General features: G+C 69.4%; 18 protein-coding genes and 1 pseudogene. 10 read left to right on the plus strand and 9 right to left on the minus strand.

What is annotated here, in order from left to right:
• Nucleotides 1–111 precede the first annotated feature (111 nt).
• The 4 genes from AB0I10_RS22185 to AB0I10_RS22200 form a co-directional block, all read right to left on the minus strand.
• Nucleotides 112–699 (minus strand): DUF6461 domain-containing protein, encoded by a 588-nt coding sequence (locus AB0I10_RS22185; protein WP_363154269.1) that lies wholly within the window; start codon nucleotides 697–699, stop codon nucleotides 112–114.
• Nucleotides 700–877: 178 nt separating this feature from the next.
• Entirely contained in the window at nucleotides 878–1,831 is a 954-nt protein-coding gene (locus AB0I10_RS22190) for a DUF317 domain-containing protein (protein WP_363154270.1), read from the minus strand.
• A 122-nt stretch (nucleotides 1,832–1,953) separates the two neighbouring features.
• Nucleotides 1,954–2,256 (minus strand): hypothetical protein, encoded by a 303-nt coding sequence (locus AB0I10_RS22195; RefSeq protein ID WP_363154271.1) that lies wholly within the window; start codon nucleotides 2,254–2,256, stop codon nucleotides 1,954–1,956.
• Between the two features lie 63 nt (nucleotides 2,257–2,319).
• The gene (locus tag AB0I10_RS22200; protein ID WP_363154272.1) at nucleotides 2,320–3,201 is read right to left on the minus strand and encodes a DnaB-like helicase N-terminal domain-containing protein; all 882 of its coding nucleotides are present in this window, start codon (nucleotides 3,199–3,201) and stop codon (nucleotides 2,320–2,322) included.
• A gap of 222 nt (nucleotides 3,202–3,423) precedes the next feature.
• On the opposite strand from AB0I10_RS22200, the gene pcaC reads away from it, so the two are divergent.
• The 3 genes from pcaC (at nucleotide 3,424) to AB0I10_RS22215 (ending at nucleotide 6,237) form a co-directional block, all read left to right on the plus strand.
• Nucleotides 3,424–4,707 (plus strand): 4-carboxymuconolactone decarboxylase, encoded by a 1,284-nt coding sequence (gene pcaC, locus AB0I10_RS22205; RefSeq protein WP_363154273.1) that lies wholly within the window; start codon nucleotides 3,424–3,426, stop codon nucleotides 4,705–4,707.
• Between the two features lie 81 nt (nucleotides 4,708–4,788).
• Entirely contained in the window at nucleotides 4,789–5,427 is a 639-nt protein-coding gene (locus tag AB0I10_RS22210) for an MBL fold metallo-hydrolase (RefSeq protein ID WP_363154274.1), read from the plus strand.
• Between the two features lie 30 nt (nucleotides 5,428–5,457).
• Nucleotides 5,458–6,237: an exodeoxyribonuclease III gene (locus AB0I10_RS22215; protein ID WP_363154275.1), complete on the plus strand. Its 780-nt coding sequence runs from the start codon at nucleotides 5,458–5,460 to the stop codon at nucleotides 6,235–6,237.
• Between the two features lie 79 nt (nucleotides 6,238–6,316).
• Here AB0I10_RS22215 and AB0I10_RS22220 read toward each other — a convergent pair whose 3' ends face one another.
• Entirely contained in the window at nucleotides 6,317–8,269 is a 1,953-nt protein-coding gene (locus AB0I10_RS22220; RefSeq protein ID WP_363154276.1) for a GDSL-type esterase/lipase family protein, read from the minus strand.
• A gap of 224 nt (nucleotides 8,270–8,493) precedes the next feature.
• Here AB0I10_RS22220 and AB0I10_RS22225 point away from each other — a divergent pair, with 224 nt between their 5' ends.
• The 5 genes from AB0I10_RS22225 (at nucleotide 8,494) to AB0I10_RS22245 (ending at nucleotide 12,360) form a co-directional block, all read left to right on the plus strand.
• Entirely contained in the window at nucleotides 8,494–8,934 is a 441-nt protein-coding gene (locus tag AB0I10_RS22225) for a DUF6278 family protein (protein ID WP_363154277.1), read from the plus strand.
• Nucleotides 8,935–9,125: 191 nt separating this feature from the next.
• The gene (locus AB0I10_RS22230; RefSeq protein WP_363154278.1) at nucleotides 9,126–9,869 is read left to right on the plus strand and encodes an amino acid ABC transporter ATP-binding protein; all 744 of its coding nucleotides are present in this window, start codon (nucleotides 9,126–9,128) and stop codon (nucleotides 9,867–9,869) included.
• A gap of 14 nt (nucleotides 9,870–9,883) precedes the next feature.
• Nucleotides 9,884–10,834, plus strand: coding sequence for a glutamate ABC transporter substrate-binding protein (locus AB0I10_RS22235; protein WP_363154279.1), 951 nt, complete (start codon nucleotides 9,884–9,886; stop codon nucleotides 10,832–10,834).
• A gap of 18 nt (nucleotides 10,835–10,852) precedes the next feature.
• Nucleotides 10,853–11,497, plus strand: a complete 645-nt coding sequence (locus AB0I10_RS22240; RefSeq protein WP_363154281.1) for an amino acid ABC transporter permease — start codon at nucleotides 10,853–10,855, stop codon at nucleotides 11,495–11,497.
• Nucleotides 11,494–12,360, plus strand: a complete 867-nt coding sequence (locus tag AB0I10_RS22245; protein ID WP_363154282.1) for an amino acid ABC transporter permease — start codon at nucleotides 11,494–11,496, stop codon at nucleotides 12,358–12,360. The genes AB0I10_RS22240 and AB0I10_RS22245 overlap by 4 nt, the downstream gene beginning before the upstream one ends.
• Nucleotides 12,361–12,520: 160 nt before the next feature.
• On the opposite strand, the gene AB0I10_RS22250 is transcribed toward AB0I10_RS22245, so the two are convergent.
• Nucleotides 12,521–14,134 (minus strand): alpha/beta fold hydrolase, encoded by a 1,614-nt coding sequence (locus AB0I10_RS22250; RefSeq protein ID WP_363154283.1) that lies wholly within the window; start codon nucleotides 14,132–14,134, stop codon nucleotides 12,521–12,523.
• 571 nt (nucleotides 14,135–14,705) lie between these two features.
• Here AB0I10_RS22250 and AB0I10_RS22255 point away from each other — a divergent pair.
• Nucleotides 14,706–15,986, plus strand: coding sequence for a transposase (locus AB0I10_RS22255; protein WP_363154284.1), 1,281 nt, complete (start codon nucleotides 14,706–14,708; stop codon nucleotides 15,984–15,986).
• 18 nt (nucleotides 15,987–16,004) lie between these two features.
• Nucleotides 16,005–16,487: pseudogene (locus tag AB0I10_RS22260) on the plus strand (class I SAM-dependent methyltransferase); the annotation flags it as partial.
• On the opposite strand, the gene AB0I10_RS22265 reads toward AB0I10_RS22260, so the two are convergent.
• The 3 genes from AB0I10_RS22265 to AB0I10_RS22275 form a co-directional block, all read right to left on the minus strand.
• On the minus strand, nucleotides 16,434–16,595 hold the full coding sequence (locus AB0I10_RS22265) for a hypothetical protein (protein WP_363154293.1): 162 nt from the start codon (nucleotides 16,593–16,595) through the stop codon (nucleotides 16,434–16,436). The pseudogene AB0I10_RS22260 and the gene AB0I10_RS22265 overlap by 54 nt on opposite strands.
• Before the next feature lie 69 nt (nucleotides 16,596–16,664).
• Nucleotides 16,665–17,111, minus strand: coding sequence for an Rrf2 family transcriptional regulator (locus AB0I10_RS22270; RefSeq protein ID WP_363154285.1), 447 nt, complete (start codon nucleotides 17,109–17,111; stop codon nucleotides 16,665–16,667).
• A 123-nt stretch (nucleotides 17,112–17,234) separates the two neighbouring features.
• The gene (locus AB0I10_RS22275; RefSeq protein WP_363154286.1) at nucleotides 17,235–17,954 is read right to left on the minus strand and encodes a Clp protease N-terminal domain-containing protein; all 720 of its coding nucleotides are present in this window, start codon (nucleotides 17,952–17,954) and stop codon (nucleotides 17,235–17,237) included.
• Nucleotides 17,955–18,149 lie beyond the last annotated feature (195 nt).

Genomic DNA, 18,149 nt, shown 5'->3' on the forward strand with positions numbered 1-18,149 from the left:
CCTCGTGTTTGCCGGGGTTCCGGTCGGGCCTGGTTTTTCCCCCGTGGCCCCGGTGATCGGCTAACAGCGCATCGAGCCTGCCCGCGCGTTAGCTTGCCCTTCAAGATGGTTTTAGGCCCGGGTTAGGACGCCGCCGGTCCAAGGGCCCTCGAAGTCGGCTGCGGTGAGGGCGATGCCGGTCAGGACGCGTACGGCGAGGATGAGGCAGCCATCGGGTTCTTCGGTGTCGGCTTCGCCGGTGGGTTCGCAGTCGTCGGAGGCGTCGAAGCCGACCGCGGTGAGGGAGCCGACGACGGGGTGGGTGGTGTCCACGCTGCCGGAGGGGCCGTCGAAGTAGCCGCCGGACAGTTCGAGGCGGCCGAGGATGGCGCCGTCGTGGGCGATGGTGGCCGTCCTCGTGTCGGGGTCGCGGTAGGCGCTGATCGCGGTGCGGCCGTCGGCGGCGAGGGTGCGCAGGACCTCGTCATTGAAGCCGATCCAGCTTTCGCCTTCGATGGTGAGGATCCAGCCGCCGGGCATTTCGCGGCCGAGGATGAAGCCGCCTTCGCCCTGGTGCTCTTGAAGGAAGTCTGCGGCTTGGCTCACGCCCTCGGGGCAGGGGACGGGGTTGGCGACGCCCATGAGGTGGAGGGTTTCGGTGAGTGGGTGGGGGGCGAGGGTTACGCACCAGCCTTCGCCGAACATCTCGTCCAGGTCCACGGTGTGGGGCCTTTCTGGTCGGGTCCGCGGCCATTGTGTCTAGATGGCTGAGCCCAAAGGGTAGGTGGCGCACATGACATGAGGTGAGGAAGCCCAAAGATCGGGTGGTCTGCCCGATGATCCAAACGAAACTGCGTAGCGGCGAGCGGGCATACGCGTGCGTCTCGGCCCCAGTCTTCTACCGGCGGTCAGCGGGCGCGGGCAACCGTATGCCTGGCCGTTGCTGCAGGGGTGGCTGGTGGCGTGGTGCCGAGGCGCGAGCCGTGCTCGTGCGGAGCGGCGTTGGTCTGGCGGTGCCGGTTCCGTGGGCGACGTTCTCGGCGAGGTCGGCCAGCAACGAGCTGGGGGTGTGAGGGGATGCCGTGAGGGTCCAGGTGGGGTGGTTGAGGCTGGGGCCGGCCCAGACGGTCCAGGTGGCGAGGGTGCTATTCGGTTTCTGGGCGGTGAAGGCGTCGAACTGGACGCCAGCCTCTTCGGCTGGGCTCGTCGAGCGGATCCAGCGCCCGTCCACGGTGTGCTTCCACCCGGCGTCAGTGAGGGGCTTCGTGGCCGCGGTGACGCTCTTCTCGTCCACGGCAGCGCCGACGGCGGTGTCCCACCTGTCGCCCTCGGCGAGGTGGTGCAGCAGGGTTTGGAGCACGGGGGCAGGGGTGGCGCCTGTCGCGGTGAGGTGCCACATGCGGTCGGAGACGGGTGTCTCGTACGCGGCCACGGTCCAGGCGGTCTCGTGGGGGTGGGCCTCGTGGACCTGCTCGATGCGCAGGGTCTGTGATTCGTGGATGGCGTGGGTGGTGTCGTGGGACCAGGTTCTTGACTTCTCCCAGTCGCCGTGTGCGTCGAGGATGGTGTCGTGGTCGCCGGCGTAGGCGGCGTAGGCGGGCACGATCTCCGGTCCAGGGGCGGGCGGTTCGGGCTCGGCGGTCGGCGTGCCGAGCGAGGTGGGGGCTTTGGCGGCTGCGCGCTCGGTGTCGGTCATCGGCGCGGGGCCGGGGCGCATGGTGTCGCCGTGGAACCGTTCGAAGGACACCAGGGCCTGGGCGGGGGAGTCGAAGGTCTCGGCGACCTGCCGCAGGTGGTTCTCGCCGTGGAGATAGACGCTCTTGCCGCTGTCGAGGTAGGTGCCGACTGCCACGGTGGTGTGGCTGTCTTGGGCGTGGGCGTGGGCGTGGGCGTGGATGAGGAGGCGCCGTGACGGATGTCGTCGTAAATCTTCTGGGCCTCGTTGGAGACCTCACGGACCTCGGTGCGGGTGCATCAGGGCATCGTGTAGTTGGCCCACTTCCATTCCTCATCGATCGCCTCGCGGAGCCGGGGAGTGATCTCGGTGGTGATCCCCTCGGCGGTCAGGGCCTGTGCGGCTTTCTCCGCCCAGTAGGGCTCCTCGTGATCGATGCGGGCCAGGACCAGGGTGTTGAGGGTAACGGCTTCCCAGCCGTCAGCCTCCAGGGCAGTGCAGGCGACGTGGGCTTGGGGGCCGGTGAGGGTGGCGGTCACGGCGCTGGTGTGCGTGGGGTGGGTGTCGAGGCGGACATGCGCGTTGATGGAGGGTGTCGTCACGAAGGGCGCTCTCTTTCTGCCGGTGGCCGGACCATGGAGGTCCGGCCACCGGCGGATTCGGGGTCAGCGGGAGACGCGCGTGGCGGGCGGGGCCGTGGTCCGTGGCGGGCCGGCCCGGGGCGGGGCCGTGGCCCTGGTGCGCGCGGGCCTGGTCGTCGGCACGGGGGAGATGGCGTGGTGCCAGCGGGTACGCACGGCGGACAGGTCAGCGAGCGCGCGGCGGCTGCCGACGACCAACTGGTACGGCGTGGTGGCCGGGTCGTCGGTGACCGCCTCGATGCGACGGCCGACGTGGTGGGCGGTCGCGAGGAGGGAGCGCTGGAGGATGCGCTCGCCCCAGTACTGCGGGGGGTCGGCCGGTGCGTCAAGGAGGTCGAGCAGTTGTGTGGGCTCGGTCCCGGATGCGAGGAGGCCGCGCTGCTGTGCCTCCCACAGGACCGTCACGGGGTCGACGGGGGCACGGCGCCGGGCCAGGGCGGTCAGGCACTGCCACAGCCCGCCGTGCAGGGGGCGCGTGAAGTCGTCGACCTCCAGCCACCGCATCTGCTCGACGTCACCAGGGTGCGCGGTCGCGGCCGCGAGCAGCAGCCGCTCCTCGTCGACCGCCTCCTCGCCATCGCGGGGTGCGGCCGGCAGGGGTGCGGGGGTGCGGGGCAGGGAGCCGGAGTGCGGCGGGAACTTCGCGGCGATGTCGTCCACGACGGCGGCGAGGGAGTCGGCTTCGGTGAGCGTGGTGGGCACGGGGTGGGGGAGCGAGGTGTCCTGCGCAGTCTGCGCGAGGTGCTGGCTGGCGGCGCGCAGGAGACGGCGGGCGTGCTCCGCCCCGATCATCCGCGCGTACGCGGGGGCGTGCCGGGGCCACGGGCAGACCTGGATCAGGCTGTGCAGGTGAGACGTGAGAGCGTGCAGGGTGTGAGTGAGATGCTGACGCGCACTCTCCAGCACCGCCTTGATGGGTCAGAAGACGCCCCAGTCCTGATCACGAGCAAGGCACCGCATCCGTACAGCGGATCATGGTGAGCTACGACGAGCCGGGTCACCCGGTCGTCTGCACCGTCTCGACCATAAGGCTCTGACCTGCACTTACCCTGCTTTCGGTCGTCCTTGTGTCGGCCCTTCCTGACCCGGGTGTCAGGACCGCGTCAGAGAGTTCGGTAGCTTGGTCCGGTGAGCGAGAAGACCCTGCAGCACCGGATTGACGGTCCCGACGACGCCCCCGTACTCGTACTGGGCGCGTCGCTCGGTACCACATGGCACATGTGGGACCGGCAGATCCCCGAGCTGACCCGCCACTGGCGCGTCATCCGTTTCGACCTGCCCGGTCATGGCGGTTCGCCCGCCCACCCGGCTTCGTCCATCGCCGAGTTGGCGGACCGCCTGGTCACCACGCTCGACGGCCTCGGCGTGGACCGTTTCGGCTACGCCGGCTGCAACATCGGCGGCGCCATCGGCACCCAGCTCGCCCTCACCCGCCCGCACCGGGTCACCTCCCTGGCGCTGGTGTCCTCCTCGCCGCGCTACGGGACCGCCGACGCCTGGCGTCAACGCGGCGTCGTCATCCGTACGAACGGGCTCGACCCGATCGCCCGCACCGCCCCCGAGCACTGGTTCACAGCCGGCTTCGCGGGCGCCCAGCCCGCCATCGTCGAGTGGGCCGTCCAGATGGTGCGGACCACCGACCCCGGCTGCTACATCGCCGCCTGCGAGGCGCTCGCCTCCTATGACGTACGGTCCTCCCTCAGCCGGGTCGGCGTGCCCACGCTCGTCGTCGTCGGCTCCGAGGACCAGGTCACCCCGACCACCGACGCCCGCACCCTGGTCGCCGGCATTCCCGACGCGAGCCTTGCGCTGGTGCCCGGCACCTCCCACCTCGCGCCCGTGGAGCAGCCCGCGGCCGTCACCGAGCTCCTCATCCGGCACTTCACCACCGCCTGGCACGACAAGCCGGGCCCCGGCGCGCCGCCCGCGATCGGCGCCGCCGCCCCCAAGCCGCAGATCGCGCCCCCGCCGCCCCCGCAGACGGCCCCCGCCGCCATAGAGTCCGGCCGCACCCAGCCGGAGCAGGTCCGCGGCGGCACGTACGAGCAGGGCATCAAGATCCGCCGCGAGGTGCTCGGCGATGCGCACGTAGACCGGGTCGAGGCCGCGGCCGACGACTTCACCGGTGACTTCCACGACTTCATCACCCGGTACGCATGGGGCGAGGTCTGGACCAGACCCGGCCTGGACCGCCGCACCCGAAGCATCATCACCCTCACCGCGCTGGTCGCCGGCGGCCACCAGGAGGAACTGGTGCTGCACACCCGCGCCGCACTCCGCAACGGCCTCACTCCGACGGAGATCAAGGAGGTTCTGCTGCACACCGCGGTCTACTGCGGGGTCCCGGCAGTGAACTCGGCGTTCGCGGTGGCCCAGCGGGTGATACGGGAGGAGACGACGCCCGAGGGGTGAGCCCGAGGGGTGAGGGAGCCGCGCCGGATGGCGGTGGCGGCACAGCGCGAGCCGGCACATCGCGCGCGGCAAGATGGCCGTATGGAACTCACGAAGAAGACTCATGCCTGTGTCCGGCTCCGGAAGGACGGGCAGACGCTCGTCATCGACCCCGGTCTCTTCAGCGAGGAGGACGCGGCCGTCGGTGCGGACGCGATCCTGGTCACCCATGAGCACATGGACCACTTCAACGAGGAACGGCTGCGCGCCGCCATGGAGGCCAACCCCGCCGCCGAGATCTGGACCCTGGCCAGCGTCGCCGACCAGATCTCGGCCGCCTTCCCGGGGCGGGTGCACACCGTGGGCGAGGGCGACACCTTCACCGCCGCCGGCTTCGACGTCGAGGTGCACGGACAGCTGCACGCCGTCATTCACCCCGACATTCCCCGGGTCACCAACGTCGGTTTTCTCCTCGACGGCTCGGTCTTCCACCCGGGCGATGCGCTGACCGTCCCCGAGGGCCGCAGCGTCGACACGCTGCTGCTGCCGGTCCACGCTCCCTGGAACAAGGTCGCCGAGATCATCGACTACGTCCGCGAGGTCGCGCCCCGCCGGGCCATCGATATCCACGACAGCCTGCTCCAGGACCACGCCCGGCCGGTCTACGACTCCATGATCGACAAACTGGGCGGGACGGATCACGGCCGCCTCACGCCCGGCACCGCCATCGAACTCGGCTGACTGTCAGACCCTGCCTGTAGGTTTACGGACATGCGCATCGCGACCTGGAACGTCAATTCGATCACCGCCCGCCTCCCGAGGCTGCTGGCCTGGCTGGAGAGCACCGGCACGGACGTGCTGTGCATCCAGGAGACCAAGTGCTCGGCCGAGCAGTTCCCGCGCGACGAGCTGCGCGAGCTGGGCTATGAAGCCGCCGTCAACTGCAACGGCCGGTGGAACGGCGTGGCCCTGCTGTCCAAGGTCGGCCTGGAGGACGTCGTCGCCGGCCTGCCCGGCGGTCCGGACTACGAAGGCGTGGAGGAGCCGCGTGCCATCGCGGCGACCTGCGGCCCGGCCCGCGTCTGGTCGGTGTACGTCCCCAACGGCCGCGAGGTCGGTCACGCGCACTACGACTACAAGCTCGGCTGGTTCGAGGCACTGAAGGCAGCGGTCGCCGAGGATGCCGCGGGTGCCCGCCCCTTCGCGGTCCTCGGCGACTACAACGTGGCGCCGACCGACGACGACGTCTGGGACCCCGCCGTCTTCGAAGGCGCCACCCATGTCACCCCCGCCGAGCGCGCCGCGCTGTCCGCGCTCCGCGAGGCGGGCCTGACGGATGTCGTACCCCGCCCCCTCAAGTACGACCGCCCGTACACGTACTGGGACTACCGCCAGCTCGCCTTCCCCAAGAACAACGGCATGCGCATCGACCTGGTCTACGGCAACGAACCGTTCGCCAAGGCCGTCTCGGACGCCTATGTCGACCGCGAGGAGCGCAAGGGCAAGGGCGCCTCGGACCATGCGCCGGTGGTGGTGGATCTGGAGGTCTAGGACAGACCCTGGGCCCCCTGTGGGCGGGGCCGGCGAGGGGCGTGACCGTTCCGCCCCTCGTCGCCCCGCCTGGCTGCCCTCAGCCCCTGCGCCCGGGCACCAGCGCCCGGAGGTCCACCGAGTCGCCGAGTGCCTTCAGGCCCGTGTCGCCGGGGTGGAGATGGTCGCCGCTGTCGTATGCGGCCAGCATCCGCTGAGGGCGCTGCGGATCGCGGAGCACGGCGTCGAAGTCGAGCACCGCGTCGAAGACACCGCCGTGGTCGCGGATGAACGCGTTGACGGCCTGGCGGCGGGCTTCGACGGCTGGGGTGCAGTCGGGGTAGCCCTCGCAAGGCGCGACGGTGGCCGCCACGACCCGCAGGCCGCGTTCGTGCGCGCGCCGGGCGATGGCCCGCAGGCCGCCGATGACCTCGTCCGCCGACGTACCCCAGCGCACATCGTTGATGCCCTCGAAGACGACGACGGTCCGCGCTGCGGGCTGCGCCAGGACGTCCCGCTCCAGCCGGTGCTGGGCACTGACCCCGCCGGCGTCCGTGCTGACCCCGTCGCCCTGATAGCGGTCGGTGACAATGCGGTTCGCCGAGATGCCATGGTTGATCACGCCGTACCGGGGGACCAGGCTCTGTGCCTGGAAGCGGCGGGCGAGCACATCGGGCCAGCGCCGGTTCGCGCCGCTCGTCGACTTCACCCCATCGGTGATCGAGTCGCCCAACGCCACGACCGAACCGGGCCCTCCCTCGACATCGACACCCGTCAGGAACGGCCAGATGGTCATGGTCTCCGGATAGGCCGTGCCGCCGCTGTCACCGGTGCGGTCGCCGCTGCCCGCTGCGCTGACGTACGAGAGCTGGGTCGCCTCCTGATGCACCGGCGCGGCCGTCACCGTTCCCGGCAGATGGATGCTCACCAGCAGGTTGGTATCGGCCGGGACGGTGAAGTCCACCGGATCGCTGAACGCCTCGGCCCCCGCGGGGATGCGGGTCCCGGCGTGCCCCCGGCCGAAGGTCAGCGGCACCGGCGCGGCCTCCGCCGCCGCCCCAGAGCCCTGCACCGCCACGCTCGCCGCCCCTATGTCCACCGGCGCCGCCGCGAAGGTGTTCGCCAGCCGTATCCGCGCCCTCGGCCCGCTCGCGCCGGCGTGTACGACGAGCCGCAGCGTACGGTCCTGCCACGGCCCGACCGCCCGGTAGCCGGCCGTGCTCGCCGCCCAACTCCCCGTCCTGCCCTGCCCGCTGTCGCGTACCGACACCGCGAAGACATGCAGATCGCCCACCGTGCCCGGGTCCGCGGGCAGCACCACCGACGCCACCTCGCGCCCGGCCCGCAGCGGTACGGTCACCGCGTACAGCCGCGCCGTCTCCGCCGTCTGCCCGCCCGTGCCGTTGATGTGCGGCAGCGCCACCGCCTTGGTGCTCAGCGGCCCGGACCGCCAGTCGGGGGCGCTGAGTTCGTAGTGGCTGCGGGAGCCGTCGCGATAGCGCACGGTGCCCGTACCGGAGACCGCCGTGCCGCTCGCGCCGTCCGTGCCGCTCGCGCCGTCCGTGCTGCTCGCGCCGTCCGTGCCGCTCCCGCCCGTGCCCGCGACCAGGAAGGTGAGCGCGTCGCCCCGCCCGGTCACCGTCACCGCCTGCCCGTCCGCCACCACATTGTCCGGGGACCCGGCCGCCGAGCGCGGCCAGCCGAGCCGCGCCCCGTCGATCGCCAGGACGCGCCCGCGCGACCAGCCCGCCGCGGTCAGGTCCTGTGCGGACAGCGAGTGGCCCGCACCGTCGAAGTCGGCGGCGCCGGGTCTGGAGTCGTCGCTGATCGCCGTATTGTCGAAGAGCCTCGCCAAGGGCAACGAGCCGGGCGGGTGTTGAGCCGACGGAGCCGACGGGGCCGATGGGACCGACGGGGCCGACGGAGCCGACGGAATCGATGAAGCCCTCGGCGGTGTCGCCCCCGTCGCCGCGACAGCGGTGCCGCCCGGCAAGCTCGCCGCGCCGAGCAGCAGCGTCAGGGCGCCGCCCCACATACGTCGTCGTACGCGCATGAATCGTTCCTCCCGATGGCATCAACTGGCATCAACAGGCAGGCGTTGAGCTGCGATCCGGACGTTCCCGCGAGAGGTTGGGGGAGCTCCTGCGGATCCCACAGATCCGATCCGAGCGCCATGAAAGTAGGGAGGCCGGAAGGGGACGTCAAGGTGACGATCGGGTCACCGTCCCGCCGCGCGCCTGTGGCCGCGCCCCCGGGGCGGGTGGGACCCTGCACACCATGAACATGTCTTTCCTGGACAAGTGGCGCAAGCGTCCGCGCGCGGACCATTCCGTGTCGCTCGTGGAGTCGGTGCGCGCCGACCCCGGCAGCGTCATCGAGCTGCTGTCCGAATGTGAGCTGCTGCGGGCCCAGGCCGCCGCCGCGGGAGTGGAACTGGACGATTCCGTGCGGTCGTTGGAGGCGCTCGACCAGCTGCAGCCGGTCTGGCGGGACGATCTCGAAGTGGTGCCCTGGCTCGGCAATGACGCGGGTCTCTACCTCGGCACCGTCCTGGTGCGTACGGTGCGCGGCGCCGTATGGCAGGTGCGGCCGAACGGGCAGCCGGTGGTCCGGCTGGAGTCGGGACGGGAGATCGATGTGGTGCAAGCGGGCCATGACTGGGCCGATGTCGGGGCGCCCGAGCTGTCCCAGCTCTACGCGGAGGCCTCGGAGAGCTGACCCTGCGGTACGGGCGCCGGACCGCAGGGACCGCTGCCCCGCCGCTGCCCGGGGACCGCATGCGTCACCCTGGCCGCCCTGGGCTTATCACCTCACATAATCCGTATGTGCGTGTCAGTGGAGAAGTGTCCCTTTCCTGCCGGTAAGTTGCGGGCTCTCCGCTGTACGGATGAGAGTGGGCAGGTCTGCATATGGCCGGTGAAGCGCTGATTGAAATGCGCGGGGTCAACAAGCACTTCGGGCAACTGCATGTCCTCCAGGACATCGACCTCACCGTCGGCCGCGGGGAGGTGGTGGTGATCATCGGGCCCTCCGGAGGCGGCAAGTCCACCTTGTGCCGGGCCATCAACCGCCTCGAACCGATCGAGTCGGGCAGCATCACGCTCGCCGGCAAGCCACTGCCCGAAGAAGGCCGCGCGCTGGCCCAGATGCGCGCCGACGTCGGCATGGTCTTCCAGTCCTTCAACCTCTTCGCGCACAAGACCGTGCTGGCCAATGTGATGCTGGCGCCGATCAAGGTCCGTAAGAAGAACAAGGACGAAGCGGCCCGGCGGGCCCGTGAACTCCTGGACCGGGTCGGGCTCGCGTCCCAGGCCGACAAGTATCCGGCGCAGCTATCCGGCGGCCAGCAGCAGCGCGTCGCCATCGCCCGCGCACTCGCCATGGACCCGCAGGCGCTGCTCTTCGACGAGCCGACCTCGGCCCTCGACCCGGAGATGATCAACGAGGTGCTGGAAGTGATGCAGCAGCTCGCCCGGGAGGGGATGACCATGGTCGTCGTCACCCACGAGATGGGTTTCGCCCGCTCCGCCGCCAACCGTGTGGTGTTCATGGCCGACGGCCGGATCGTCGAGGACCGCACCCCCGAGGCCTTCTTCACCGCTCCGGAGAGCGACCGGGCGAAGGACTTCCTCTCCAAGATCCTCAAGCACTGAACGGGGGCGCCGCGATGCATTTCCACTCCCCACGTAACTCCCCACCTCACTCCACCCGGCTGCGCCGCGCCCTGGTGGCGGTCGCGCTCACCGCACTCGCGCTGGCCACCGCCGGCTGCGGCAGGGAAGGCAGCCCGCCGGTCAAGGGCCCCGAGGGCAGCGAACTTCCCCAGTACACGGTCGCCAAGAATTTCCGGCTGCCCGACTCGCCGACGTGGGCGAAGGCCAAGAAACGCGGCCGCCTCATCATCGGCGCCAAGGAGGACCAGCCCTACCTCGGCGAGAAGGACCCGGCGTCCGGCCTCTACACGGGCTTCGACATCGAGATCGCCAAGATGATGGCCGCGGCCCTCGGCTTCCCCCCGAAGGCGATCGAGTTCAAGACGATCGCCTCCGCCAACCGCGAGACCGCCCTGCAGAACGGCCAGATCGATCTCTACGTCGGCACCTACACCATCAACGACAAGCGCAAGAAGCTGGTGGGCTTCGCCGGCCCGTACTACATGGCCGGCCAGTCGCTGCTGGTCCGCGCCGACGAGGACGACATCAAAGGTCCCCAGGACCTGGCCGGCAAACGCGTCTGCTCGGCGGCCGGTTCGACGCCGTACCAGCGCATCCAGTCCGACTACCCCAAGGCGAACCTGGTCGCCTACGACACCTACTCGGTGTGCGTCGACAACCTGCTGACCTACCAGGTCGATGCGGTCACCACCGACGACGCGATCCTGCTGGGCTACGCCGCCAAGGTGCCCGACGAGCTGAAGGTGGTCGGCAAGCCGTTCTCCGAGGAGCCGTACGGCATCGGGGTCCCGCACAACGACAACGCGCTGCGGTTCGCGCTGGACGACGCCCTCGTCGCCGACGAGAAGAACGGCGACTGGAAGAAGGCGTACGACGCGACGCTGGGCCTGTCCGGAGTGCCCGCACCGAAGCCGCCGCCGATCGACCGCTATCCGGCGAGCTGAGGATCTAGGACCTGACCGATGAACGTTCTCCTCGACAACCTCTCCCTCTACGGGGACGGCCTGCTCGGCACCATCGAACTCACCGTCTACGCCTCGCTGCTGGCGCTGGCCCTCGGCTTCATCATGGCGGCGTTCCGCGTCGCGCCGGTCCGGTCCCTGCGGGCCTTCGGCACGACATGGGTCACGGTGCTGCGCAATACGCCGCTGACGCTGCTGTTCTTCGCGGTGATGCTGGGCCTGCCGCGCTTCGGAGTGGTGCTGCCCTTCAAGCTGTTCGCCATCCTCGCGCTGGGCTGCTACACCTCCGCCTTCATCTGCGAGGCGATGCGGTCCGGCATCAACACGGTGCCGGTCGGACAGGGCGAGGCGGCCCGCAGCCTGGGCATGACCTTCCCGCAGACCCTCGGCGATGTGGTCCTGCCGCAAGCCTTCCGGTCCGTCATCCCGCCCATCGGCTCCACGCTGATCGCGCTCGCGAAGAACTCCGCGATCGCCGGCTCCTTCAGCGTCGTCGAGCTGCTCGGCGTGTACAAGCCGCTCAACGAGATGGGCTACAGCATCATCTGGACCTTCATCTGGATCGCCGTCGGCTATCTCATCGTGACCCTGACCATCAGTGCGGTGTTCAACGTGCTGGAGAAGCGCTTCGGAGTCGCCCGATGACCACCGCCCTTTACGACGTCCCGGGGCCGAGGACCAAGCGGCGGCATCTCTTCTACGGGCTCAGCGCCACCGCCGTGATCCTCGCCCTCATCGCCTGGATCATCTATCTCCTCTTCGACACCGGCCAGTTCGTCGCCGAGAAATGGAGTCCCTTCACCTACAAGGGCATTCAGGAGCTGCTGCTGCGCGGCCTGGGCAACACGCTCAAGGCGTTCGCCTACGCGGCGGTGCTGTCGCTGGCACTGGGCGCGGTACTCGCCACCGGTCGGCTCTCCGAGCACCGGGTCATCCGCTGGGTGAGCACCCTGCTGGTGGAGTTCTTCCGCGCGATGCCCGTACTCGTCATGATCTTCTTCATCTATGTGGCGCTGCAGGTCGAGCCGCTGCCCGCGCTGGTCGCCGGGCTGACCCTCTACAACGGCTCGGTGCTCGCCGAGGTCTTCCGCAGCGGGGTCAACTCCGTCGAACGTGGGCAGCGGGAGGCGGCATACTCACTGGGCATGCGCAAGACGCAGGTCATGACGTATGTCCTGGTGCCGCAGGGGGTGCGCGCGATGCTCCCGGCGATCATCAGCCAGCTGGTCGTCGCGCTGAAGGACACCTCCCTGGGCTTTCTGATCACCTATGACGAATTCCTGCACGCCGGCAAGCTGATCGCCTCCAACCTCAACTACGGCCTGCCGTTCATCCCCGTCGTCATGGTGATCTCGCCGATCTACATCGGGATGTGCATGCTGCTCTCCTGGTTCGCCACCTGGGTCTCCAAGCGCCAGAAGCGCAACCCCAAGGTCGAGGCGGTCAAGGTGGCCGCTCCGGAACCGGGGCCGCTGCTGCCGGGCGGTCATCAGCCGCCCACCGTTTGAGCGTCTCCGCGGCGCGGCGGGCCGCCGAACGGGCGGATCTTCTCCTGAGGCGGGCACCTTGTCGGTAACCCATGCCGTCACGGCCTGGACCTTCATGGCCCAGGCCGTGACAGAAGTTACTCAACAGCACCTACACGGCAGAACCTATTCGCCTATTCGCCTATTCGCGCACCGGCACCGAAACGTACGACGGGTCGCTCGCCGGGGACGAGAACGTCAGCCGGGCGCCATTCGGATTGTGCTCGATATACAGCGGATCGACGGAGTCCACGACCACCGCGAGCCGGTGCCCGGCCGGGACGTCGTACGCCGTGGAGAACAGTTCCAGATCCACCCCGAACGGCTGGTTCGGGGTTTTGCCGTGGAAAGTGAACGGTGCGTGCGAGACCAGCCTGCCGAGGCCGAGCGGGCCGACGTCGTAGAGGTAGGCGATGCCGGTTCCGCTCTCTGCGGTGCTGGTCACGGTGGTGTGCAGCCGTGTGGTGCCACGCACGCGCTGTCCGCTCTCGTAGCGCTCGGTCTGCCAGACGGCGGCCAGTGAACGGGGCAGCAGCGGGACCGAGGCCATCGGCGGAAGCCTCAGGAACTGGTCCAGCATGCTGGAGAGGAAAATCAGCCCGCCATTGGCGCCGGAGTCGAGATTGGTGTGGATCTGCCGGGTGCCGTTGAGCTCGATCCTCCGGTGCGCGGACGGCACGTCCCGCCAGCTTTTGTAGCCCTCGTACGCACCGGTGGAACGGGACTTGAGCAGCACCGGCGATTCGCGGTCGATGCCGTTGTCCGCGCCCTTGAGATAGTGGTCGAACCACCGCTTGGTGTTGGTCCAGGTGTCATTGGGCAGCCCCAGGAGTCCGAGCCCCTCGGCCGTCGCATGGTCACCGGGGCGGAATTCCAGCCGCTTGGGGCCCTTCAGCTTCTCGTAGAAGTCGGCGTATTGATTGGGCGGAAACAGCGAATCGCCCCATGCGTTGCCGAGCATGATCGCCGTACCGTTGGCGTTGATCTTGTCGAGGTAGGTGGCGGGGGAGCGCTTCTTCCCCCAAGCGAGCATTTCCTCTTCCTTGGACAGATTCGAAGTGAGGAAGTTCTTGAGAATGCTCTGGAGTTCGGGGCTGGGGCGGCCGGTCAGCGCCCCGGCGCCACCGAGCATCGCGGCGGCCTGGAGGTGCTGGGTGCGTCCGCTGTAGATCGAGCCGATGAGGTCGGCCCAGCCGCTGAGCGCCGCGACCACCTTGATCCGCTTGTCGAACGCCGACGCCAGCAGGCTGATGCCGGCACCGTAGGAAACCCCGCCCATGCCGACCTTCTGCGGATCGGCCGGCGTGTTGGCCAGGGCCCAGTCGATGACCTTCGACGCATCGGCGATGTCCTTCGGGCCGGCCGTCTCGATCTGGCCGCCGGACTGCCAGAAACCACGCGAGTTGTATCCAACGACCACATAGCCCGAGTCGGCCAGCTTCTTGGCCTGCGCCATGTACTCGATCTGGGGCATGGCCCAGCTGGTGGGCAGCACGATGACCGGGTACCGCCGGGTCCCGTCGGAGCCGGCCGGGGTGAAGACATTCGCCTTGAGGATGGTTCCGCCATCCCCCTTGATATCGACGAACTTCACGGACACGGAGTCGTCGGAGGCGGCCGATGTGGGGGCTGATGAGGGGGCTGCTGCCGTCGCGGCCTCGGCGTTTGCCGGTGCGCCGGTGAGAACCGTGGTGGCGAGCACCGCCGCGGCGACGGTACCGATCGCGGCGCGCAAGGTCGTGCGGGAGGGCGTCATCTTCTGCTCCAGATCTCGAAGCGGGCCGGCCGGACGCTGTCCGAAGACAGGAGGGGCGTACGGCGGCCCGAGTTAACTGGAGAGTAAGGTCCGCTACTTACCTGTGGTAACCCGTCGGTAGGTTACGGCTGGGTAACGTCGCGGGGTCGAGATGAAGCCGACGGGGGTGGCCGAGGCGTTTCCCTCCCCGTGGGCCCGAGTCCGGTCGCTGCAAAGGGAATTGGCGGCGCGCGGCGGAACCACTTCCTCCGCTGATTCATCCCTTCATGTGGGTGCGGGGCGGCGTGAGGTATGGAGTAAGGGGCGGGCGAGGGTGGGGCGGCGAGGCGTGAGGTGACTCGGTGGGAGAAGGGGAGGGGAACGGTGGCGGATACGCCGCTCGACCTTTGATCTGCCGAGCGTGCCCCGGCGTTCACGCCGGGGGTGAATCGGCTCCTTGGGGCGGAGCCGCGAAGCGGCGGAGATCACTTCGATAGTCCCCCAACTGCCGTCGGGGAAAGACCACTTGGGCGACCTTCGGGCGTTAGAATGGTCGTCACGTTTCCGCAGTTCAGACGGGAGGTGTGCCCTCGTGTCCAAAGCTGACATGGGCCGCAGGTACCGGCTGTACCCGACGCCGGAACAACACGACCGGATGGCTGGGTGGGGGCACACGTGCCGGGCGCTGTGGAACCTGGCGCTGGAGCAGCGCCGGTACCTGTACCGGCAGCGCGGAATCACCCTGATGGGCTCTGCGCAGTGCAAGCAGCTCGCTCAGGCCCGTGCTGATCTGGACTGGATTGCCGACCTGCCGTCCGAGTGCGGGCAGCGCGTTGTGGCGAACCTGGACGCGGCGTTCCTCAACTTCTGGAACCCAGACCACCCGGCTGGCTTTCCCGCAAGGAAGAAGCGCGGGCGCCACATGAGCATCCCGTTCAAGGGGCAGACACTCGTGGTCCGCAAGCTCAACCGGCACTGGGCCAAGGTCAAGCTGCCCAAGCTCGGCTGGGTACGGTTCCGCCTCTCGCGCGCCCTTGGGGGCACGATCCGTAACGCGGTCGTTTCCCGGGACGGCAGCGGCTGGCACATCAGCTTCGGTGTGCACACCGGCCGGAAGCCGGATGCGCCGAACGGAAAGCTCGCCTGCGGGGTGGATTTCGGGGTCGCAGCGTCCGCATTCGTCTCCACCGAGACCGAGCCCCGCCGCATGCCTCAGACGCTGAAGCCGAACGAGCGTAAGCGGCTGGGGCATCTGGAGCAGCGCAAGGCGCGCCAGCTCACCTACGCCAAGAAGCACGCCGGCGGGAAGTACAGCAACCGTCTGCGCCACACCATCGCGCAGATCGCCAAGCTCAAGACCCGGCAGGCCAACCGTCGCCAGGACTTCACGCACAAGCTCACCACCGACCTCGCCAAAAACCACGGCATCGTCGGGATCGAGGATCTGCGCGTGAAGAACATGACCAAGGCCGCCAAGGGCACCATGGACGCACCCGGGAAGAACGTCGCACAGAAAGCGGGCCTGAACCGCGGCATCCTGGACAACGCTCCGGGGGAGCGCAGGCGCCAGCTCGCCTACAAGTGCCGTATGTACGGCTCGCTGCTGGTCGCGGTGCCCGCGTTCCACACTTCCCAGACCTGCGCCGCCTGCGGCAAGGTCGACCCCGACAGTCGTGAAGGCTGCGGACGGCTGTTCTTGTGCGTGCACTGCGGGCACGAGGACGACGCCGACCACAACGCCTCGATCGAGATCGAGGCCCGAGCCCGCCGGACGGGTGGCTCGGTCACCAACAGCACGCGCAGCACCACGGTGCGAGTCCCGGCCGCACGTCGGAGGCGGACGCGTGAAGCCCTCCCGGCCACCCACGGGTAGCCGAAGGGAATCCCCTTCCTGAACGAAGCGAAGGGAGGGGAGGATCGTCAAGAGAGTGAGCGCCGTACGTGGGCGGGGAGCGCGGGGGCGTACGCGGCCGGGTTCGCCAGGCTCTGCGCGTACCCGATTCCACGGCTGCTGGATGCCGCCCGGGTCGGCGCGGGTACCCGAGTGCTGGACGTCGGGACACGGACCGGCTCGGTCGCCGCGGCCGCCTGAGCCCGCGACGCACGGGTGACCGGCGTTGACGCCGAGCCCGGCATGACCCGATGAGCCGCCCGGGCTGCCCCCGACGCGGACGTCCACACCGCCGCCTTGCCCCATCTCCCCTTCCCCGACGGGGAGTTCGACGCGGTCATCGGTAACTTCGTCCTCAATCATGTGGGACGGCCCGCGGTGGCGCTCCGCGAACTGCGCCGAGTGACGCGGCCGGGTGGCCGTATCGCGCTAACGATCTGGGCGGCCCCGGCGGCCCCGGCGGCGCCGGGCCAGACGCTCCTGCGGTGTGATCTCGCCGATGGCTGCCCCGATGGCGGGGAGGGTGGCACGTACGGTCTCGGCGGACTTCGGCGACAGCATGGGCGGCGACTCCAGGGCTATTGGCGGCATGTAACGGTGTAACTGGCATTTGAGATGCGTATTTAAGGGTGGGGGTGAGGTGGCCCGGAGGTGGGCGGATCAGTCCGTCGGGCGGGGTGTCAAGCTCAACAGGAGCGGTCCGGTCGGGGTTTCCACGAGTTCCTCGATGGACAGCGGATCGAGCGAGGCGAAGAACGCCTCCTGCGCGGAGCGCAACGCATGGCGCAGTCGGCAGCCGCCGCGCAGTGGGCACGGTGGGCTGTCCTCGCACCCCACGACGTCATCGACGCCCTCCAGTTCGCGCACGAGTCGGCCGAGCGACCCCGTACGGCCCGCGGTGGTCAGCGTCAGTCCGCCGCCGCGCCCGCGCCGTGCCTCGATGGCGCCGAGATGCTGCAGCTTGCTGACCACCTTGGCGGCGTGGGTGTACGGCACGTCGACGGCGCTCGCCACCTCTCGGGTGGTCGGGGCGTCGCCCGTGTCGTCCAGCACGGCCAGGCGCATGGCGATACGGAGGGCGATGTCGGTGCTCTTGGTGAGGCGCACATCGCCACCGTACAGAAGTGGATTCCTGTATACCAATTCAGGTGGCAGGGAGGGGCTGGCCGCCGGCGAGGCGACCAGCCCGGCAGCGCAGCCGACCCGGGCGGCCTTGCTGTGCAGGTCGGGTCAGGCTTCCGTCACCGCGGCGGCGATGTGCGCTTCGGTGGCCGCCTTGTCGATCCCGAGCCCCGCGAGTGTGCCCTGGCCGTCCTCAAGTTCCAGCAGGGCGAGCAGGATGTGCTCGGTCCCGATGTAGTTGTGGCCCAGGCGCAGTGCTTCCCGGAACGTCAGCTCCAGGGCCTTGCGGACCTTCGCGTCGAACGGGACGAGGGCGGGCATCCGCTCCGCCGCCACGGGCAGCGTCGCCGTGGCGGCCTCCCGTACGGCTTCCAGCGTCACGCCCTGCGCGACGATCGCCTTCGCGGCGAGTGCGTCCGGTTCACACAGGAGACCCAGCACCACGTGCTCGGGACGGATCTCGTCATTGCCCGCCGCCCGGGCCTCGTTCTGCGAGGTCACCACGACGTTCCGCGCCCGGTCGGTGAACCGGCCGAAGCCCTGGCTGGGGTCGAGGTCCGCGGATGCCCCGGGGTCCTTCGGGACGAATCGCTTCTGGGCGGCCTGTTTGGAGACCCCCATGCTCCTGCCGATGTCCGTCCAGGAGGCGCCCGAGCGCCGTGCCTGGTCCACGAAGTGGCCGATCAGATGGTCGGCCACGTCGCCGAGATGGTCCGCGGCGATGACTGCGTCGGAGAGCTGGTCGAGGGCGTCGGAGTGAACCTTCTTGATGGCCTCGATGAGGTCGTCGAGGCGGACTGGGTTCGTCGGTTGGACTGGTTTCGTCATGCGTCAACGTTAGGTTGACGGTGCGTGGATCGTCAACCCTTAGTTGACGATAGGGAGGGTGGGTCGGGTTCAGTCGACGGGAGCGGCCACGGCGTGCGGGCCGTTGGCGCGCCCGTGGGTTAGGGGGGCGGGGGGAACCCCCGAGGGGGGGGGGTTTCACGGGTGTAGGGGTTAAACCCGGAGGCCGCGTGCGCT

It is taken from the genome of Streptomyces sp. NPDC050636, from assembly GCF_040654775.1.
In the GTDB taxonomy this organism is placed as follows: Bacteria; Actinomycetota; Actinomycetes; order Streptomycetales; family Streptomycetaceae; genus Streptomyces.